This is a genomic window from Herbiconiux sp., assembly GCF_004297105.1.
Classification (GTDB): domain Bacteria; phylum Actinomycetota; class Actinomycetes; order Actinomycetales; family Microbacteriaceae; genus Herbiconiux.
Window position 1 is genome coordinate 113,579 of the sequence record NZ_SCVE01000016.1, and the last position, 15,126, is coordinate 128,704.

General features: G+C 67.0%; 16 protein-coding genes and 2 tRNA genes. 11 read left to right on the forward strand and 7 right to left on the reverse strand.

Features of this window, described 5'->3' with window-relative positions:
* Window positions 1-54: 54 nt before the first annotated feature.
* The 5 genes from EPO52_RS13115 (at window position 55) to EPO52_RS13135 (ending at window position 5,047) form a co-directional block, all read left to right on the forward strand.
* Complete coding sequence (locus tag EPO52_RS13115) at window positions 55-669, forward strand: DsbA family protein (RefSeq protein ID WP_290807178.1); 615 nt, start codon at window positions 55-57, stop codon at window positions 667-669.
* 100 nt (window positions 670-769) lie between these two features.
* Window positions 770-1,258 carry a ribose-5-phosphate isomerase gene (locus tag EPO52_RS13120; RefSeq protein WP_290807180.1) on the forward strand — a complete coding sequence of 163 codons (489 nt, stop codon included), beginning with the start codon at window positions 770-772 and terminating at the stop codon, window positions 1,256-1,258.
* Window positions 1,259-1,363: 105 nt separating this feature from the next.
* Window positions 1,364-2,539, forward strand: a complete 1,176-nt coding sequence (locus tag EPO52_RS13125; RefSeq protein ID WP_290807181.1) for a DNA glycosylase — start codon at window positions 1,364-1,366, stop codon at window positions 2,537-2,539.
* Entirely contained in the window at window positions 2,539-3,210 is a 672-nt protein-coding gene (locus EPO52_RS13130; protein WP_290807183.1) for an FMN-binding negative transcriptional regulator, read from the forward strand. The genes EPO52_RS13125 and EPO52_RS13130 overlap by 1 nt, the downstream gene beginning before the upstream one ends.
* A gap of 106 nt (window positions 3,211-3,316) precedes the next feature.
* Complete coding sequence (locus tag EPO52_RS13135) at window positions 3,317-5,047, forward strand: amidohydrolase family protein (RefSeq protein WP_290807185.1); 1,731 nt, start codon at window positions 3,317-3,319, stop codon at window positions 5,045-5,047.
* A 400-nt stretch (window positions 5,048-5,447) separates the two neighbouring features.
* Here EPO52_RS13135 and EPO52_RS13140 read toward each other — a convergent pair whose 3' ends face one another.
* The 4 genes from EPO52_RS13140 to EPO52_RS13155 form a co-directional block, all read right to left on the reverse strand.
* On the reverse strand, window positions 5,448-5,933 hold the full coding sequence (locus EPO52_RS13140) for a DNA starvation/stationary phase protection protein (RefSeq protein ID WP_290807187.1): 486 nt from the start codon (window positions 5,931-5,933) through the stop codon (window positions 5,448-5,450).
* Between the two features lie 84 nt (window positions 5,934-6,017).
* Complete coding sequence (locus EPO52_RS13145) at window positions 6,018-6,479, reverse strand: hypothetical protein (RefSeq protein WP_290807189.1); 462 nt, start codon at window positions 6,477-6,479, stop codon at window positions 6,018-6,020.
* Between the two features lie 37 nt (window positions 6,480-6,516).
* The gene (locus EPO52_RS13150; RefSeq protein WP_290807191.1) at window positions 6,517-7,311 is read right to left on the reverse strand and encodes a nitroreductase family protein; all 795 of its coding nucleotides are present in this window, start codon (window positions 7,309-7,311) and stop codon (window positions 6,517-6,519) included.
* Window positions 7,312-7,314: 3 nt separating this feature from the next.
* A complete protein-coding gene (locus tag EPO52_RS13155; protein WP_290807193.1) occupies window positions 7,315-7,653 on the reverse strand; it encodes a hypothetical protein in 339 nt (112 codons plus the stop codon).
* 63 nt (window positions 7,654-7,716) lie between these two features.
* On the opposite strand from EPO52_RS13155, the gene EPO52_RS13160 reads away from it, so the two are divergent.
* On the forward strand, window positions 7,717-8,874 hold the full coding sequence (locus EPO52_RS13160; protein ID WP_290807195.1) for a DUF6264 family protein: 1,158 nt from the start codon (window positions 7,717-7,719) through the stop codon (window positions 8,872-8,874).
* A 21-nt stretch (window positions 8,875-8,895) separates the two neighbouring features.
* On the opposite strand, the gene EPO52_RS13165 is transcribed toward EPO52_RS13160, so the two are convergent.
* The 3 genes from EPO52_RS13165 to EPO52_RS13175 all read right to left on the reverse strand — a co-directional run bounded on the left by EPO52_RS13165 (window position 8,896) and on the right by EPO52_RS13175 (window position 11,285).
* Window positions 8,896-9,756, reverse strand: coding sequence for an LLM class F420-dependent oxidoreductase (locus tag EPO52_RS13165; protein WP_290807197.1), 861 nt, complete (start codon window positions 9,754-9,756; stop codon window positions 8,896-8,898).
* Between the two features lie 242 nt (window positions 9,757-9,998).
* Window positions 9,999-10,799 (reverse strand): DUF4240 domain-containing protein, encoded by an 801-nt coding sequence (locus tag EPO52_RS13170; RefSeq protein WP_290807200.1) that lies wholly within the window; start codon window positions 10,797-10,799, stop codon window positions 9,999-10,001.
* A gap of 412 nt (window positions 10,800-11,211) precedes the next feature.
* A tRNA-Gly gene (locus EPO52_RS13175) sits at window positions 11,212-11,285 on the reverse strand.
* A 105-nt stretch (window positions 11,286-11,390) separates the two neighbouring features.
* Between EPO52_RS13175 and EPO52_RS13180 the strand changes: the two genes are divergently transcribed.
* The 5 genes from EPO52_RS13180 to EPO52_RS13200 all read left to right on the forward strand — a co-directional run bounded on the left by EPO52_RS13180 (window position 11,391) and on the right by EPO52_RS13200 (window position 15,119).
* Window positions 11,391-11,465: transfer RNA gene (locus EPO52_RS13180), tRNA-Pro, on the forward strand.
* A gap of 42 nt (window positions 11,466-11,507) precedes the next feature.
* Window positions 11,508-12,869, forward strand: coding sequence for a trigger factor (gene tig, locus EPO52_RS13185; protein WP_290807202.1), 1,362 nt, complete (start codon window positions 11,508-11,510; stop codon window positions 12,867-12,869).
* Window positions 12,870-12,980: 111 nt separating this feature from the next.
* Window positions 12,981-13,724 carry a hypothetical protein gene (locus EPO52_RS13190; RefSeq protein WP_290807204.1) on the forward strand — a complete coding sequence of 248 codons (744 nt, stop codon included), beginning with the start codon at window positions 12,981-12,983 and terminating at the stop codon, window positions 13,722-13,724.
* Between the two features lie 100 nt (window positions 13,725-13,824).
* Window positions 13,825-14,418, forward strand: a complete 594-nt coding sequence (locus EPO52_RS13195) for an ATP-dependent Clp protease proteolytic subunit (protein WP_290807206.1) — start codon at window positions 13,825-13,827, stop codon at window positions 14,416-14,418.
* A 35-nt stretch (window positions 14,419-14,453) separates the two neighbouring features.
* Window positions 14,454-15,119 (forward strand): ATP-dependent Clp protease proteolytic subunit, encoded by a 666-nt coding sequence (locus EPO52_RS13200; protein ID WP_290807208.1) that lies wholly within the window; start codon window positions 14,454-14,456, stop codon window positions 15,117-15,119.
* The last annotated feature ends 7 nt before the right edge of the window (window positions 15,120-15,126 follow it).

Consider the following 15,126-nt stretch of genomic DNA (forward strand, 5'->3'; position numbering starts at 1 on the left):
ATTGCCCGTTCAGCCTATGACCCCGCTGTCTGTGCCGGGTGCGAGGATTGACCTATGACTGCTTCGAAGACCAAAGTCGACTTCTGGTTCGATCCCTCCTGCCCCTGGGCCTGGATGACCTCCCGCTGGGTCGACGAGGTGGCGCAGCACCGTGACCTCGACGTCACGTGGCACATCATGAGCCTCGCGGTGCTGAACGAGAACAACCACGACATCCCCGAGTCCTACAAGGCGTTCTTCCCGCGCGCGCTGCGCTACACGCGTCTCGTGGCCGCGGCGTCGGAGCTGCACGGTGCCGAGATCGTGAAGCCGCTGTATGACGCACTCGGCACGCGCATCCATCCGGGCGGTTCCACCGATTCCGACGAGGTCATCGCGGGGGCGCTCGCCGAGGTGGGCCTGCCCGCCGACTTCGCGGCCTACGCCGACTCCGAGGAGTACGACCCCCAGATGCGCGCCTCGCACTTCGACGGCATCGAGCGCGTGGGTCAGGATGTCGGCACCCCCGTCATCGCGGTGAACGGCGTGGCCTTCTTCGGTCCCGTCATCAGCCCGGCCCCGAAGGGCGAGATGGCGCTCACGCTGTGGGACGGCGTCGTGGCCGCCGCCTCCTTCGACGGCTTCTTCGAACTCAAGCGGTCGCGCACCCGCGACCCGATCTTCGACTGAGTCCGCCGCGCCCGTTCTGACGCTTCGCGCCCCCCATGCTCGGCGCGAGACGCCAGAACGAGCGCCTCGGCACTGATCGGTGCGTTCTAAGCTGGGTGGCATGCGCATCCACATCGGCACCGATCATGCCGGGCTCGACTTCAGCAAGCAGATCCAGGAGCACCTCGCCGCCGCCGGCCACGAGGTGATCGATCACGGGCCCGAGAGCTACGACCCCATCGACGACTACCCCTCGTTCTGCATCAACGCCGCCCACGCCGTCGTGGTCGATCAGGAGGCTGGAATCGAGGCCCTCGGCATCGTGTTCGGCGGGTCGGGCAACGGGGAGCAGATCGCCGCCAACAAGGTGCGCGGTGTTCGTGCGGCCCTCGCCTGGAGTGAGGCGACCGCCAAGCTCGCCCGCCAGCACAACGATGCGAATGTCGTGGCCATCGGTGCCCGCCAGCACACCGTGGAGGAGGCGCTCGCGCTCATCGACTTCTTCGTGAACGAGCCGTTCTCGCTCGAAGAGCGGCACGTGCGCCGCATTGCACAACTCGCCGAATACGAAGCCACCGGCACCATCGCCGACCGGGTCGTCGACGCCTGAGCCGGGCCGCAAACCGCCCCGGCCGCATCCGTTCGGCCCGCGCCGCGGCCCGCGCCCCGCTCGCCATTCGCCTTCGGTCGGCTGAGGAGCCATTGAGGAGTCATCGTGCCTGAGGGCCATTCCGTTCACCGCATCGCCCGGCAGTTCGCGCGCAATTTCGTGGGCCGGCCGGTGCGGGCGTCGTCGCCTCAGGGGCGGTTCGCCGAGGGCGCAGCGGTACTCGACGGGCGCGAGATGATCGCGGCGCGGGCGGTGGGCAAGCAGATGTTCCTCGAGTTCGACGGCGGGGTCTGGCTGCGCGTGCACCTCGGCATCTACGGCGCCTGGGACTTCGCGGGCGAGATCACCACCGATGCCACCATCCGCTCCGCCGGCGGAAGAATGGGCCAGACGAACCAGCGCGGTACCACTGACGACGTGGAGACGGATGCGCTCGGCGCGCAGTCGGAGGGAACCCTCGACGAAATCGCGCTCGGGTCGGGCAGGGCTGACGCCTCGGTGGCGGCTGCAGCTCCCGCATCCGGCTCGTCGGGCGCGCCCCGCAACGCGTCCGGCGCCACTGAATTCGCCGATCTCGCCGATCTCGCCGATCCCGCTGATCCCGCCGCAATCGACGATGCCGACGGCGAGGACTCCGTGCGCTCCATCGGTGCCCCGAGACGCGCCCGGCTGCGGATGGCCGAGCAGGAGAAGGCCGGCGACGAGGAGGGCGACTTCCCCCCGGAGCCCGTCGGCGCCGTGCGCGTGCGCCTGCTCACCGACACGGCCGTCGCCGACCTGCGCGGCCCCACCGCCTGCGAGGTGCTGCATGAGGCCCAGGTCGATGCGGTGATCGCGAAGCTCGGGCCCGATCCGCTGCTCGACAACAGTGCCGAGGCAGAACAGCGCTTCGTCGACACCGTGCGCAAGAAGCAGACGCCCATCGCGTTGCTGCTGATGGACCAGTCGGTCGTGAGCGGTATCGGCAACGTCTACCGGGCCGAGATGCTCTTCCGCGCGCGCCTCAACCCGCACACCCCGGGCAAGCAGGTCACCGAGTACACGGCTCGTGCGCTCTGGCGCGACTGGGCCTATCTGCTCGACCTCGGTGTGCGCACGGGGCAGATGATGACGATGGACGACCTGTCCGACGCCGATCGGGCGAAGGCGATGGCGAACCGCGCCGACCGGCATTGGGTCTACAAGCGCGAGGGCCTGCCCTGCCGCATCTGCGGTACCCACATCGTTCTCGAGGAGCTCGGCGGCCGCAAGCTGTACTGGTGCCCGAAGGATCAGGCCTGATGCGGCACACTCCCTCCTTCGACCTCACCGACCCTGCCGAGATCGCGCGGCTCGTGCGCGAGAACCCGTGGGCCACGCTCGTCTCCGCGACATCCGGCGGACTCGTCGCCTCGCACTACCCGGTGCTGATCGACGACTCCGCCGACGGCTTGGCGCTCGTCACGCACGTCGGACGACCGGATGAGACCCTGCACGAACTGGGTCAGCACGAGCTGCTCGTCATCGTGCAGGGCCCGCACGGCTACATCTCGCCGGGCTGGTACGACTCGTCGCCGGCCGTGCCCACCTGGAACTTCATCACGGCGCACCTCTACGGGGTGCCCACCCTCTTGGAGCCGGCCGAGAACCTGCGCGTGCTCGAAGAGCTCGTCGACCACTTCGAAGACCGGATGCCGAATCCCCGGCGCATGCGCGGAACCCTTGAGAACTCGGCCTACGCCGACCGCATCTCGGCGGGAACGGTCGGTCTGCGCATCCCGATCACGCGCTTCGTGGCCAAACAGAAGATGAGCCAGAACCGCCCCGAGGAGACGGTGACGCGAATCGTGGAAGAACTCGAGGGCGAGGGCCCCTATGCGAGCGCGGAGCTGGCCCGCGAGATGCGGCACGCGCATCCGTCGCTCTTCGGCGACCCGGATGCCACCAGCGCGCAGGGGCCGGGGCAGAAATGACGGAGTTTGGGCCGGATTCCGGTCTGAGAGTCCTCCGTTTCCCGAATTCGCGTCGAGACTCCGTCGTTTCGTCGCGGGATGGAGCGGCACGACAGGGAGCCCGCGAATGAGTGAGGTGCTGGTGCTCACCGGTGGACGGATGCCCGGTGCGGTCGACCTCGTCGACGTCACGATCATCGACGGCATCGTTGCGGCCATCGAACCCGCCCGCAGCGGAGACCCCTCGCATCAGGATGCGCAACTCATCGCACTCGACGGGCGCTGGGTGGTGCCCGGGCTCTGGGACAACCACGTGCACTTCAGCCAGTGGGCCGCCGCCTCCCGCCGCCTCGACGTCTCGGCAGCGCGCTCCGCTGCGGAGACCGTGGCTCTTGTGGCCGCCGCCCTCCGACGGGCGACGCACTCCGTTTCGGGCGCGCACTCCGACGCGGGTTCGTCTCATCGCTCATTCGCTGCGGCCTCCGGCACGATCGGCGGCGCGCCGGGGACCACCCCACGCCAGACGGAACCCGCTGGCGGGGGAGCGGATGCGCGGGTCGCGCCGCTCGTCGGCGTCGGGTTCCGCGACGGGCTCTGGCCCGACGAGCCGACCGCGGCGCTGCTGGATGCGGTGACGGGGCCGCATCCGGTCGTGCTGATCAGCGGAGACCTGCACTGCTGCTGGCTGAACTCGGCGGCGCTCGCGCAGACCGGGCTGGCGGGGCATCCGACGGGTCTGTTGCGTGAGGAGGAGGCCTTCGCGGTTCACCGCGCGCTCGACGAGGTGCCGGCGGAGGTCGTGGATGCCTGGGCGCTCGATTCGGCGCAGGCCGCCGCCGCCCGCGGGGTGGTCGGCATCGTCGACCTCGAGATGGCCTGGAATCACGAGGTCTGGACCCGCCGCCTCGCGGCCGGCCACGACCTCCTCCGCGTCGAGTTCGGCGTGTACCCCCACCACCTCGACCGGGCCATCACCGAGGGCATCCGCACCGGCACCCCGGTCAGCGCGCCCAGCGATCGTGCCGGCTCCCCGGTCAGCGCGCCCAGCGATCGTGCCGGCTCCCCGGCCTCCCGCGGAGGGTTCGGCAGCAGCGTCACTGCACCACGGGCGGCTCTCGCGGGTGGCGCATCGGTGCTTGTTCATGTCGGCCCCTTTAAGGTCATCACCGACGGGTCGCTCAACACCCGCACCGCCTACTGCTTCGACGAATACCCGGGACTCGAGGGGCAGCCCGGCTCGCGCGGACTCCTCACCACTCCGCCCGACGAGCTGCGCGCGCTGCTCACCCGTGCGGTGGCCGCGGGCTTCGTTCCGGCTGTGCACGCCATCGGCGACCACGCCAACCGCCTGGCCCTCGACGCCTTCGAGGAACTCGGATGCGGCGGCTCGCTCGAGCACGCCCAGCTCGTCTCCGAGAGCGATTTCGGCCGCTTCGCTGCGCTCGGCGTGACGGCGAGCGTGCAGCCTGAGCACGCGATGGATGACCGCGACGTCGCCGAGCGCTACTGGTCGGGCCGTACCGGCCGCTCGTTCGCGCTGGCCAGCCTGCTCGAGGCGGGCGCCGTCCTCGCGATGGGCTCCGACGCGCCCGTCGCCCCGCTCGACCCGTGGGTCACGATGGCGGCCGCGATCGGTCGCGCCCGCGATGGGCGGGAGCCGTGGCATCCGGAGCAGTCCATTGCGGCGTCGGCAGCCTTGGCTGCCTCCGCGCGAGGGCGCACGAGCAGCCGCGTCGGTGACGTCGCCGACATCGCGGTCACCGAACTCGACCCCCTCGCTACGCCCCCGGATGCACTCCGCACCATGCCCGTAGCCCTCACCCTCCTGGCAGGCCGCCCAACCCACCGCACCCTCTGACTTGCCACAAATTGTGGCAACCGGGCGCCGCAAACCACACCTTCGGGCAAGTGGCTTCGCTGTGGTCTGCCGGTTGTCGCCGGCTTGCCACAAGTTGTGGCAACCGGGCGCCGCAAACCACACCTTCGGGCAAGTCGCTTCGCTGTGGTCCGCCGGTTGTCGCCGGCTTGCCACAAGTTGTGGCAACCGAGTGCCGCACCCCACACCTTCGGGCAAGTCGCTTCGCTGTGGTCTGCCGGTTGTCGCCGGCTTGCCACAAGTTGTGGCAACTGGGCGCCGCACACCACACCTTCGGGCAAGTCGCGCCTACGGTGCACACGGCGGAGCCACCCCACGTGCCCGGAACGCGAAAGGCGGGCGCCCCCTGGGGGACGCCCGCCTTTCAGCGAGGGAGGAGCGACTACGCGGCGATGTGCGCGAAGAGGAACCAGCGGTCTTTGTCCAGGCCGCGGGCGATCTCGATCGCGACGTCCTGTGAGGAGGCGTCGATCTCGCCGAGCTCCTTGACCGCCTTGTTGACCACGGCGAGGGCCACGTCGATCTGGTTGATGATCGTGGCGACCACGGCGTCCGACTTCTGGAAGCCGGCGGGCATCTCGGCGGCGGTGCTCTTCGCGGCGACCGTCTGGATGCGGGCATCGATCGGCAGGCCAAGGGCCACGACGCGCTCGGCGGCGGTGTCGGCGTACTCCTGGGCGTGGTCGACCACGGTGTCGAGGAGCTCGTGAACGCCGATGAAGTTGGCCCCACGCACATGCCAGTGCGCCTGCTTGCCGTTGACGGCGAGGGCCTGGAGCTCGATGACCACGGGGCTGAGGAACTGCGCTGCGGCAGCGGCGACGTCGGGGCTCGTGGTGCTGGTCGGGGTGGTGATTACTTCAGTCATGGGGGTGTCCTTCCGATTCCCTATGCTTCAACGGTACTCACGCAGAAATCTTCCGCAAGCAAGCTGAGGCTGGGCTAATCTCCGCTATTCGGCGGGAAAAGGGCGCCGGAAGTACGCGTTCGAGTTCGGCAGGTACATCGTGATCACGGCCACCACGATGAACAGCGCGTGCGCCACCGCGACCCCCACATTGCTCTGGAACTCGAGGTAGAGGCCGAGCGCTCCGAGAACCGCGAGGATGGTGAGCGTGTTGCGTGCCCACACCCGCCCGCGCAGCATGAAGACGGACGCGATGATGCGGAACACGCCGAGAAGCACGATCAGCACGCCGACCACGATGAACACGGCCACCGTGGCGACGGCGGCGTCGCCGTCGACTCCCGCCACGGCCGCCACGAGTGCGGCGCCGCCGATCATCAGGATGCCGCCGATGATCGACAGGATGGCTTCGGCCAACCACAGCCCGAACGACAGCTTGATCTCCCAGGGGGCCGCCTCGAGGGCGGTCTCGCCGGTGAACTCGGGACCGGAGATTTCATCGGACATGCGTCGGCGCCTTTCGTCGAACGGGTGTGTTCAGAGACTAGTGGTCGTCCCACTCCGTCTCGGGCGTGGCGCAGGTATTGCGGAAGACGTACTGCGACGGCCGCTTGCGCTCATGACTCGACCAATCGATCGCGGGGCGCTGCTGCGACTCCGGCAGGTAGCCGAGCCGGTACACGGCCATCAGCTCGAGGTCGGATGGCACCCCCAACAGCTCCTCGATGAGCGCCCACTTGCCCGGCACCTCCATGGGGAACGACACGAACTGGATGCCCATCCCGAGCTCCACGGTCGACAGCCAGATGTTCTCCATCGCGGCCCCCATGCTGAACACCGAGTAGAACGAGCTCAACTCGCCCGGCCGGTACTCGGCCCGATCGAGCATCACCCCGAGCAGAAGGGGTGACCCGGCGACGAGCCTGCGGTTCTCCTCGCCGAGGGTCTGAGGCACGCGAAACGTGTTCATGAGCTTCTGGCCGCGGGGCGTGAACACCTGCTTCGTGAACGGCCGGAGCGCGACCGGGAGCTTGTCGAAGAGCATCCCGCTGCGCTTCTCGGCCATCTCGTCGGCGCTGAAACGGAAGTACGGCTTGTAGCGCTCGAAGAAGGTGCCATTCGACATGGCCTCGGTCATGCTCTCGCCGCTGATGGTGGCGATGGCTTCGATCGTGGGGCGCTCGTCGATGATCACGAAGCGCCACGGCTGGCTGTTCAGCTGCGACGGGGCCCGGCCGGCCACCTCCATCAGCAGGCGCTGGTGCTCGCGACTCACGGGGTCGGGTCGAAAGGGCCCGTTGGTGGTCGTGCGACGGCGCACCACGTCGAGGAACTCCATGGTTCAGCTCCTTCGGGAGAGCATTAGGGCCGCCGCGAAGAACGGGGCGGCCGTGAGGGCGAGCAGCGGATGCCGGCGCGAGCGCGCGCTCACTCGCGGGATCGCGGCGAGCGGCACCGCCGTGGGAAGCAGAGCGGCGGCGGCACGGCGGTCGCGCTCGTCGCCGAACACGAGTGCGCTCGCGGCGGCGGTGCCGGCCAGAACGCACGTGGTGACGTACAGCGCGTGATGCACCCACCGGATGCGACTGGTGTCGACGATCCGGGCGGCCACGGCTGCTCCGAGCGCGCAATTGACCGAATAGCTGGCGGTCGCTGCGACGAGGAGACGCGTCGAGCTCATTTCGCCAGACTACGCTCGTGGGTCGGCGCGGCAAGAGGGGCGCTGGGTGCAAGACTTGAGGCGATGACGAACCTGCCTCCCGTTCCGCCCATTCCGAACGGGCTGCCGTCCATCCCTCCGTCGCTCGCCGATGACGAGACCGCGCCGGCGGAGCCCCTGCTCCCGGCGATGCCCGCGTCCGATCCGGCCGCGAAAGCGCCCGAGCCCGATCCGGATCCGTCGGGAGAGGCGCCTGCGCCGGAGCCGGGTTCGTCGGGAGAGGCGCCTGCGCCCGATCCGTCCGGTGAGGAGATCGCGACCGTGCCGGCAGGTGCCGAGCAGGCTGGGCCGGTGCCCGGCTCCGGGGCGACCCAGCCCGGGCCTGTGTCCGCCGCATCCGCCCCGCCAGCTGTGTCGGGCGATGAGCCCGCAGCGCCCGCAGCAACCGCAGCCCCACCGGCGCCGGATGCGCCTCCTGCGCGAGCACCTCGCCCCCCGAAGCCGTCCAAAACGCGGCCTGCCCGCGACGCACCCACCCCAGGCCGAGGTCGTCCCGGCCGGTTCCTGGCGATCGCCTCTCTCGTGCTCGGCGCGGTCGCCGTGATCGGCGCGTTCGTGCCCTTCGTCACCTACGGATCCTGGTTCATCGGCGTCGCCGGCATGGCGCTCGGAGTCGTCGCCCTCCTCCGCCGGGCGCGTGGCCGCGGCCTCGCCGTCGGCGGAATCCTGCTCTCCGGCCTCGGCTTCTTGCTCTCGATCATCCTCGCCGCCGTGTACACGATCGGCTTCCTCTCGAGCTGGGGTCACGGCATGCCGGGCAGCCCGGACGTCGCGCCGACGTCGCCCGCCGTCTCCGCCGAGACCATCCCTGCCGTCTTCGGCCAGACCGTCACCTACGACGACGGCCTCCAGCTCCAGGTCAGCGCGCCCACGACGTTCGACCCGTCGTCGGATGCCCGCGGCGCCGACCAGGCCTGGAACCTCTCGTTCACGGTCACGGTCTACAACGGTTCCACGGCCGATGTCGCGCTCGACCCGTCGCTCGGCGTGTACTCGGCCGGCGTCGCCGGCTCCCCGATCATCGACCCCACGAGCGGCATCGACGCCGGGCTGCCTGCGGACACGATCGCCGTCGGCCAGACGCGGAGCTGGGTGATCGGCTCTTCAGTCGAGAACCCGGCCGACGTCACCGTTCAGATCGGCCCGGCCGCGCCCTATCTGGTGTCGAGCTTCACGAACTGACTCCATCGGCCCTGAGACGGCTCAGAGTGCGCGAGCCTCCTCGGCGACCGAGGCCACGAGCTCGACCATGCGAAGGGGTTCGGGCGATCCGGGCATGATGTAGGTCACCGTGAACCCCATCTGCGAGGCCTCGCGAAGCGTGTCGAGCAGGCGGTCACGCGTCCACGACGGGTCGACGCCGATGAGCGTCGTCTTCTCGATGCTGTCGTAGTCGCGGCCGAGCGTGTCGGCGTGGCCGCGCAACACCTCGAGCTTGTGCACGGCTTGCTCGCCGAAGAAGATATTGCACGCATCCGCGTACTGGGCCACGAGTCGCAGGGTCTTGCGCTCGCCCGAGCCGCCGACCATGAGATACGGATGCGGCCTGCTGAGGTTCTGCGGCGAATTGAGCGTGCGCCCCAACTGGTAGTGGGCGCCATCGAACGGCCCGTCGTCGTCGCTCCACATCTGCAGGCAGATCTGCAGCGTCTCCTCGAGCCGCTCGAAACGCTCCTTGGTGGAGGGGAACGGCAGGCCGAGTCCGGTGGCTTCGTCTTCGTTCCAGGCGGCCCCGATGCCGAGCCCGGCTCGTCCGTTGCTCAGCACGTCGAGGGTGGAGATCTGCTTCGCCAGCAGCCCGGGCACGCGGTAGGTGACTCCGGTCACGAGCGTGTGCAGCAGCACCTTCTCGGTGTGAGCCGCCAAAAAGCCGAGAGTCGTGTACGCCTCGAGCATGTCGTTCTCGGCGGGCCCGACACCGCGGATCTGCCACAGATGATCCATCACGGTCAGCCGAGTGATCCCCCCATCCTCGACGGCCCGCGCGATCGTCACCAGATCGGAGGAGAGCGCCGAAGGCCCGTCGGCATAGGTGAAGTTGGCCAGATGAATCCCGAGTTCCATGCGCCGAACCCTACGCCTTCAGCATGACATCTCGGCGAGCTGCCGAGCCGGCGAGGACGTGACTCGTAGTTGAGCAGCCTCCGATGTCGATCTCAGGAACCTACACATGGCAACAATGGTCGAAAACGCACGTTCTCGAATTCCTTCAAGGCCGAGTCTGTCGGGCGTGACTCTATCTCAGACTGACGATGATCCTTGACCCGGCGAATCGGAATATAGCTCCCACCTGGTATTCGAGTTGCTCATCGCTCTGTCCAACCCTCGATGTTGGTGAAGCTCTCATACGAGATCGGCGAAACATACTCGTAAGCGCCCGGATGTCGCACCTCGAATGCCATGGCGTCGAGATTAAGCAGAGCCTCAAATTCGCAGTCTTGGATGACCTTCGACGGGTCCGATCTCACGAGTTCGTAGTAAGCGCGCCCATTTGCGATAAGGTCACATCTCTTGTATAAGAAGTCGTCTGAGGAGATTGCATTGTAGTCGGGATCGAGCCTGCCTGAGTAGATGTGGCGGCAATACTCACGGGTGTCGAAGGAGTGGAGGAGCGTTGCCAGAATGTCCGAGAACGTCTGGATCGAAGGCTCGCTCATTGTGCCGAGAGCATCGATCGCTCTGCGCATGACAGCCTCATCGTCACCTACGTGCCTCCAGTCGAAGAGTGCGATTATTCGCCAAAAGACGTCAACGTTCATGTCTAGGGTCGACCACTGAGGTGGACTCCAAGGCGTGAGAGTGGCGAGGACAGTCTCCTCGTATCCCTTCCCGATTTTTGCTTCGACCTGCCGATCTGCCCACTCAACGGCAGCAGATTCTGATTCGAATGATCGTTCGAATCTGCGTGCCTTCCTTCCTATGCGACCTGAAGTCGTGACAGTGCTGGGGCCGTCGACCGCAATCGTCCAGAACTTATCGGAGACATCATCTCGATAGAAAAATTCGCGCGTAGACACGACGATCCCCTCGGTTTCAGAAAAAAGCTCCACACCCACGGAGATATCTCCCGTGAGGAGCAGTATCGATGTAGATACTATAGTGAGCAATCGTCGGGATACTACTGCCTGGTTTCGAAGTGACCACTCAACCCGCGCATGTCGTCGGTCTCTGCTCTTGATCTGCTGAAGCGGCACAGATCGCTGAGGCAACTAGAGCGAGTAAGTTGCGCAGCCTACTCAACCTCACGTCATGCCCAGCGCTCATGGGATTCCCAGTGCCCGAGTTTGGGGAGTGGCTCCGAGGAGAGCGGTGCCGAGCCACGGGTGATTGCGTTAGCCAAGCCAAAATTCTTGAGGTGGGGACGCGACCGAACGTCGCTCAACCTGTTTCTTGGTGGCCTGACTCTTGAGCAGATTGTTTGGATTTAGCCGCCATCGCGGCGCAGGGCGAACTCTTGTGCGGGGGTTCCGACCCACGACCGGACTTGGAGAGCGGCGGATGCCTGAATTCCCTACTCTCTGGAGGGGATGACGGGAATCGAACCCGCGTGATCAGTTTGGAAGACTGAGGCTCTACCATTGAGCTACATCCCCGAGCAGGGCTTCGCAGCCCGGCACCCGAACATCGTAGTACAGCTTCGAACGCCCTGTGTGACGGCCCCCGCGCGTGCGGTAGGCTTGCCGAGGTCATTTCGCCGCCGGGGCGTAGCTCAGCTTGGCTAGAGCGCCCGCTTTGGGAGCGGGAGGTCGCAGGTTCGAATCCTGTCGCCCCGACACGGATCCGACCATCTCGAAACCCATCAGGAGACATCCAACGTGAAGACCACGGTCGAACAGCTCAGCCCCACCCGCGTGAAGATCGCCATCTTCGTCACCCCCGAAGAGCTGAAGCCCAGCATCGATCACGCCTACAGCCACATCGCGGAGCAGGTGAACATCCCCGGCTTCCGCAAGGGCAAGGTGCCGCCGCCCATCATCAACCAGCGCGTCGGCAAGGAAGCCGTGCTCGAGCACGCCGTCAACGAGGGCCTCGACAAGTTCTACCGCGAGGCCGTCACCGAGAACGAGCTGCGCCCGCTCGGCCGCCCCCAGGCCGACATCGTCGAGTGGCCGAAGGCCGAAGACTTCTCCGGCGACCTCGAGCTCGCCATCGAGGTCGACGTGCGCCCCGAGATCGACCTGCCCGACTACGAGGGCTTCGAGGTCGCCGTCGAGCCCGCCGTCGTCGAAGACGCGGATGTCGACGAAGAGCTCGAGCGTCTGCGCAGCCGTTTCGGCACCCTCGTGACCGTTGATCGTCCCGCTGCCAAGGGCGACTTCGCCCAGCTCGACCTGGTGGCCACCGTCGATGACGTCGAGGTCGACAACGCTTCCGGCATCTCCTACGAGATCGGCTCGGGCGAGCTGCTCGAGGGCATCGACGAGGCGCTCGACACCCTCACCGCCGGTGAGACCACCACGTTCGAGGCGCCCCTCCTCGGAGGCGACTACGCCGGCCGCGACGCCCTCGTCACCGTCACGCTCAACTCCGTCAAGGAGCGCGAGCTGCCTGAGGCCGACGACGACTTCGCTCAGATCGCCAGCGAGTTCGACACGCTCGACGAGCTGAAGAAGTCGCTCAAGGAGCAGGTCGAGAAGCAGAAAGCGTTCGGCCAGGCATCCGAGGCCCGCACCAAGATCGTCGAGTCGCTGCTCGAGAAGGTGGAGATCCCGGTTCCCCCGGCGCTCATCGAAGACGAGGTGCACCGTCACCTCGAGGGCGAGAACCGCCTTGAAGACGACGAGCACCGCGCCGAGGTCACCGAGTCGTCGACCAGCACGTTCAAGACCCAGATCCTGCTCGACGCCGTCGTCGACAAAGAAGAGGTCAAGGTCTCGCAGGACGAGCTCACGCAGTACCTCGTGCAGTCCGCCGCCCAGTACGGCATGGACCCCAACGAGTTCGTGAAAATCCTCTCCGAGTCGAACCAGATCCCGGCCATGGTCGCCGAGGTCGCCCGCAACAAGGCGCTCGCCATCGTGCTGTCGAAGGCCAAGGTCGTCGACACCAACGGCAAGGCCGTCGACATCTCCGAGTTCACCACCCTCGCGGGTGACGGCGAGGGCGACAACCTGCTCGACGCGTCCGACGACCACGCAGGTCACGACCACGACGGCCACGAGGGCCACTCGCACTAGTCGCGAACACTGGTCACAAGAGGTGACCCGCCAGTCCGTCTCCCTCCTGCGTGGATCGGAGACGAACGGACGGGTCATTCTCATATGAGGATGATTCATTAGAATCGGGCCGTGCCTTCACACGAACTTGCGGTTTTCGAGACGCCACTGGGCCGAGTCGTCATCACGGCGGCGATAGGCGGCGACCCGCTAGCCCTCGTGGCCGCGCGCGTCGCAATGACAGACGATCAGCGGGAGTCACGGGCTGACTGGTGGCTCGCTGGCGACGTGCACGTCTGCTTGCGCACGACTTCTCTCGTCGATGTGGTCGGGGTGTCCTGGTCGGCCGACGAGCTTTCGCCAACCTATGGTGAACGCACGTTTGCGGAGGGGGTGCGAGCAGCTCTCCTGACCGTGACCGCTCCCGGAGGGTGCGGACGTATTGAGCTGCGGGCCGGGTTCGCTGAGCATCGCTCCGGGGGATGGGCGACGGGCCAAGACCTCGCTGCACGATCGTTCGCTGCGGGTGCGACAGAAGTCGTGATTGGCGGTGGCGACGATGACCTCTTCGCGCGGCGGGTACGCGATGGCTCATTCCCCGCCGATTGGGCGACCCTGCTCGTGCCAGACCAAGCCGATACGGTGTTTGGTGAAACCGGGCGTACGGTGCACATCCCCGAGCAACTGACTCCAGTGTTGGGCCGGAGTGATGACGGGGTCGGCTGGATGCTCCCACCCGTGCCGCCAGGCGCGTCCGTCGACCTCCACGCGGTCGTCGCATGGGCGGTGGGCCCCGGTGCGGCGACAGCGGCTTGGTATGCGGTGGACTGGTCGCCGGATGCGATCCGGCGTGCGTGCGTGCTGCGCGACACATGAGCGGCGCGGGGCCATGCGCTCTGCCGACGGCGAACACGGGCCCCGCGCTGCGCCGCACCCAGTAGATTCAAACCACTGCAAGTGAATTGGAGCGACACACATGGCCGAAACGGCTCTCCCATCCAGCGTCTTCGACCGACTGCTGAAAGACAGGATCATCTGGCTCGGGTCCGAGGTTCGCGACGACAACGCGAACGAGATCTGCGCCAAGATCCTTCTGCTCGCAGCTGAAGACCCCGAGCGCGACATCTACCTCTACATCAACTCGCCCGGTGGCTCCATCACCGCCGGCATGGCGATCTACGACACCATGAAGTTCGTTCCGAACGACATCGTGACCGTGGGCATCGGAATGGCCGCCTCGATGGGCCAGTTCCTCCTCACCTCCGGTACCAAGGGCAAGCGCTACATCACGCCCAACGCCCGCGTGCTGCTGCACCAGCCGCACGGTGGCTTCGGCGGTACCTCCTCCGACATCCAGACCCAGGCGCAGCTCATCCTGAGCATGAAGCACACCCTGGCTCAGATCACCGCATCGCAGACGGGCAAGACCGTCGAGCAGGTCAACGAAGACGGTGACCGCGACCGCTGGTTCAGCGCCCAGGAGGCTCTGGAGTACGGCTTCGTCGACCACGTGCGCGAGTTCGCCACCGATGTCGTCGGCGGCGGCGGCACCATCGAAGCAGACAACTAGCACCGGATCTTTCGAGAGAACAGGTAAAAGAGAACATGGAAACCCCCACCCTCGGTGCGAGCGCCTACGGCAACGGCACGATGCCGTCGAGCCGCTACATCCTCCCCACCTTCGAGGAGCGCACGGCCTACGGCTTCAAGCGTCAGGACCCCTACGCGAAGCTCTTCGAAGACCGCATCATCTTCCTCGGCGTGCAGATCGACGACGCCTCGGCCGATGACATCATGGCCCAGCTGCTCGTGCTCGAGTCGCAGGACCCCGACCGCGACATCGAGATGTACATCAACTCTCCCGGTGGCTCGTTCACCGCGATGACCGCGATCTACGACACGATGCAGTACGTGCGTCCGCAGATCCAGACGGTGTGCCTCGGCCAGGCGGCATCCGCTGCGGCCGTGCTGCTCGCCGCCGGAACCCCGGGCAAGCGTCTCGCCCTGCCGAACGCGCGCATCCTCATCCACCAGCCGGCCACCGGCCAGGGTGGCGGCCAGGCCTCCGACATCGAGATCCAGGCCCGCGAGATCCTGCGCATGCGCGGATGGCTCGAGAACACGCTCTCGCACCACTCCAACCGCACCCTCGAGCAGGTGAACAAGGACATCGACCGCGACAAGATCCTCTCGGCCGATGAGGCTCTCGAGTACGGTCTGATCGACCAGGTGCTCTCCTCGCGCAAGAACGTGCCCGCCCTCGCCGGCTGACACCTTC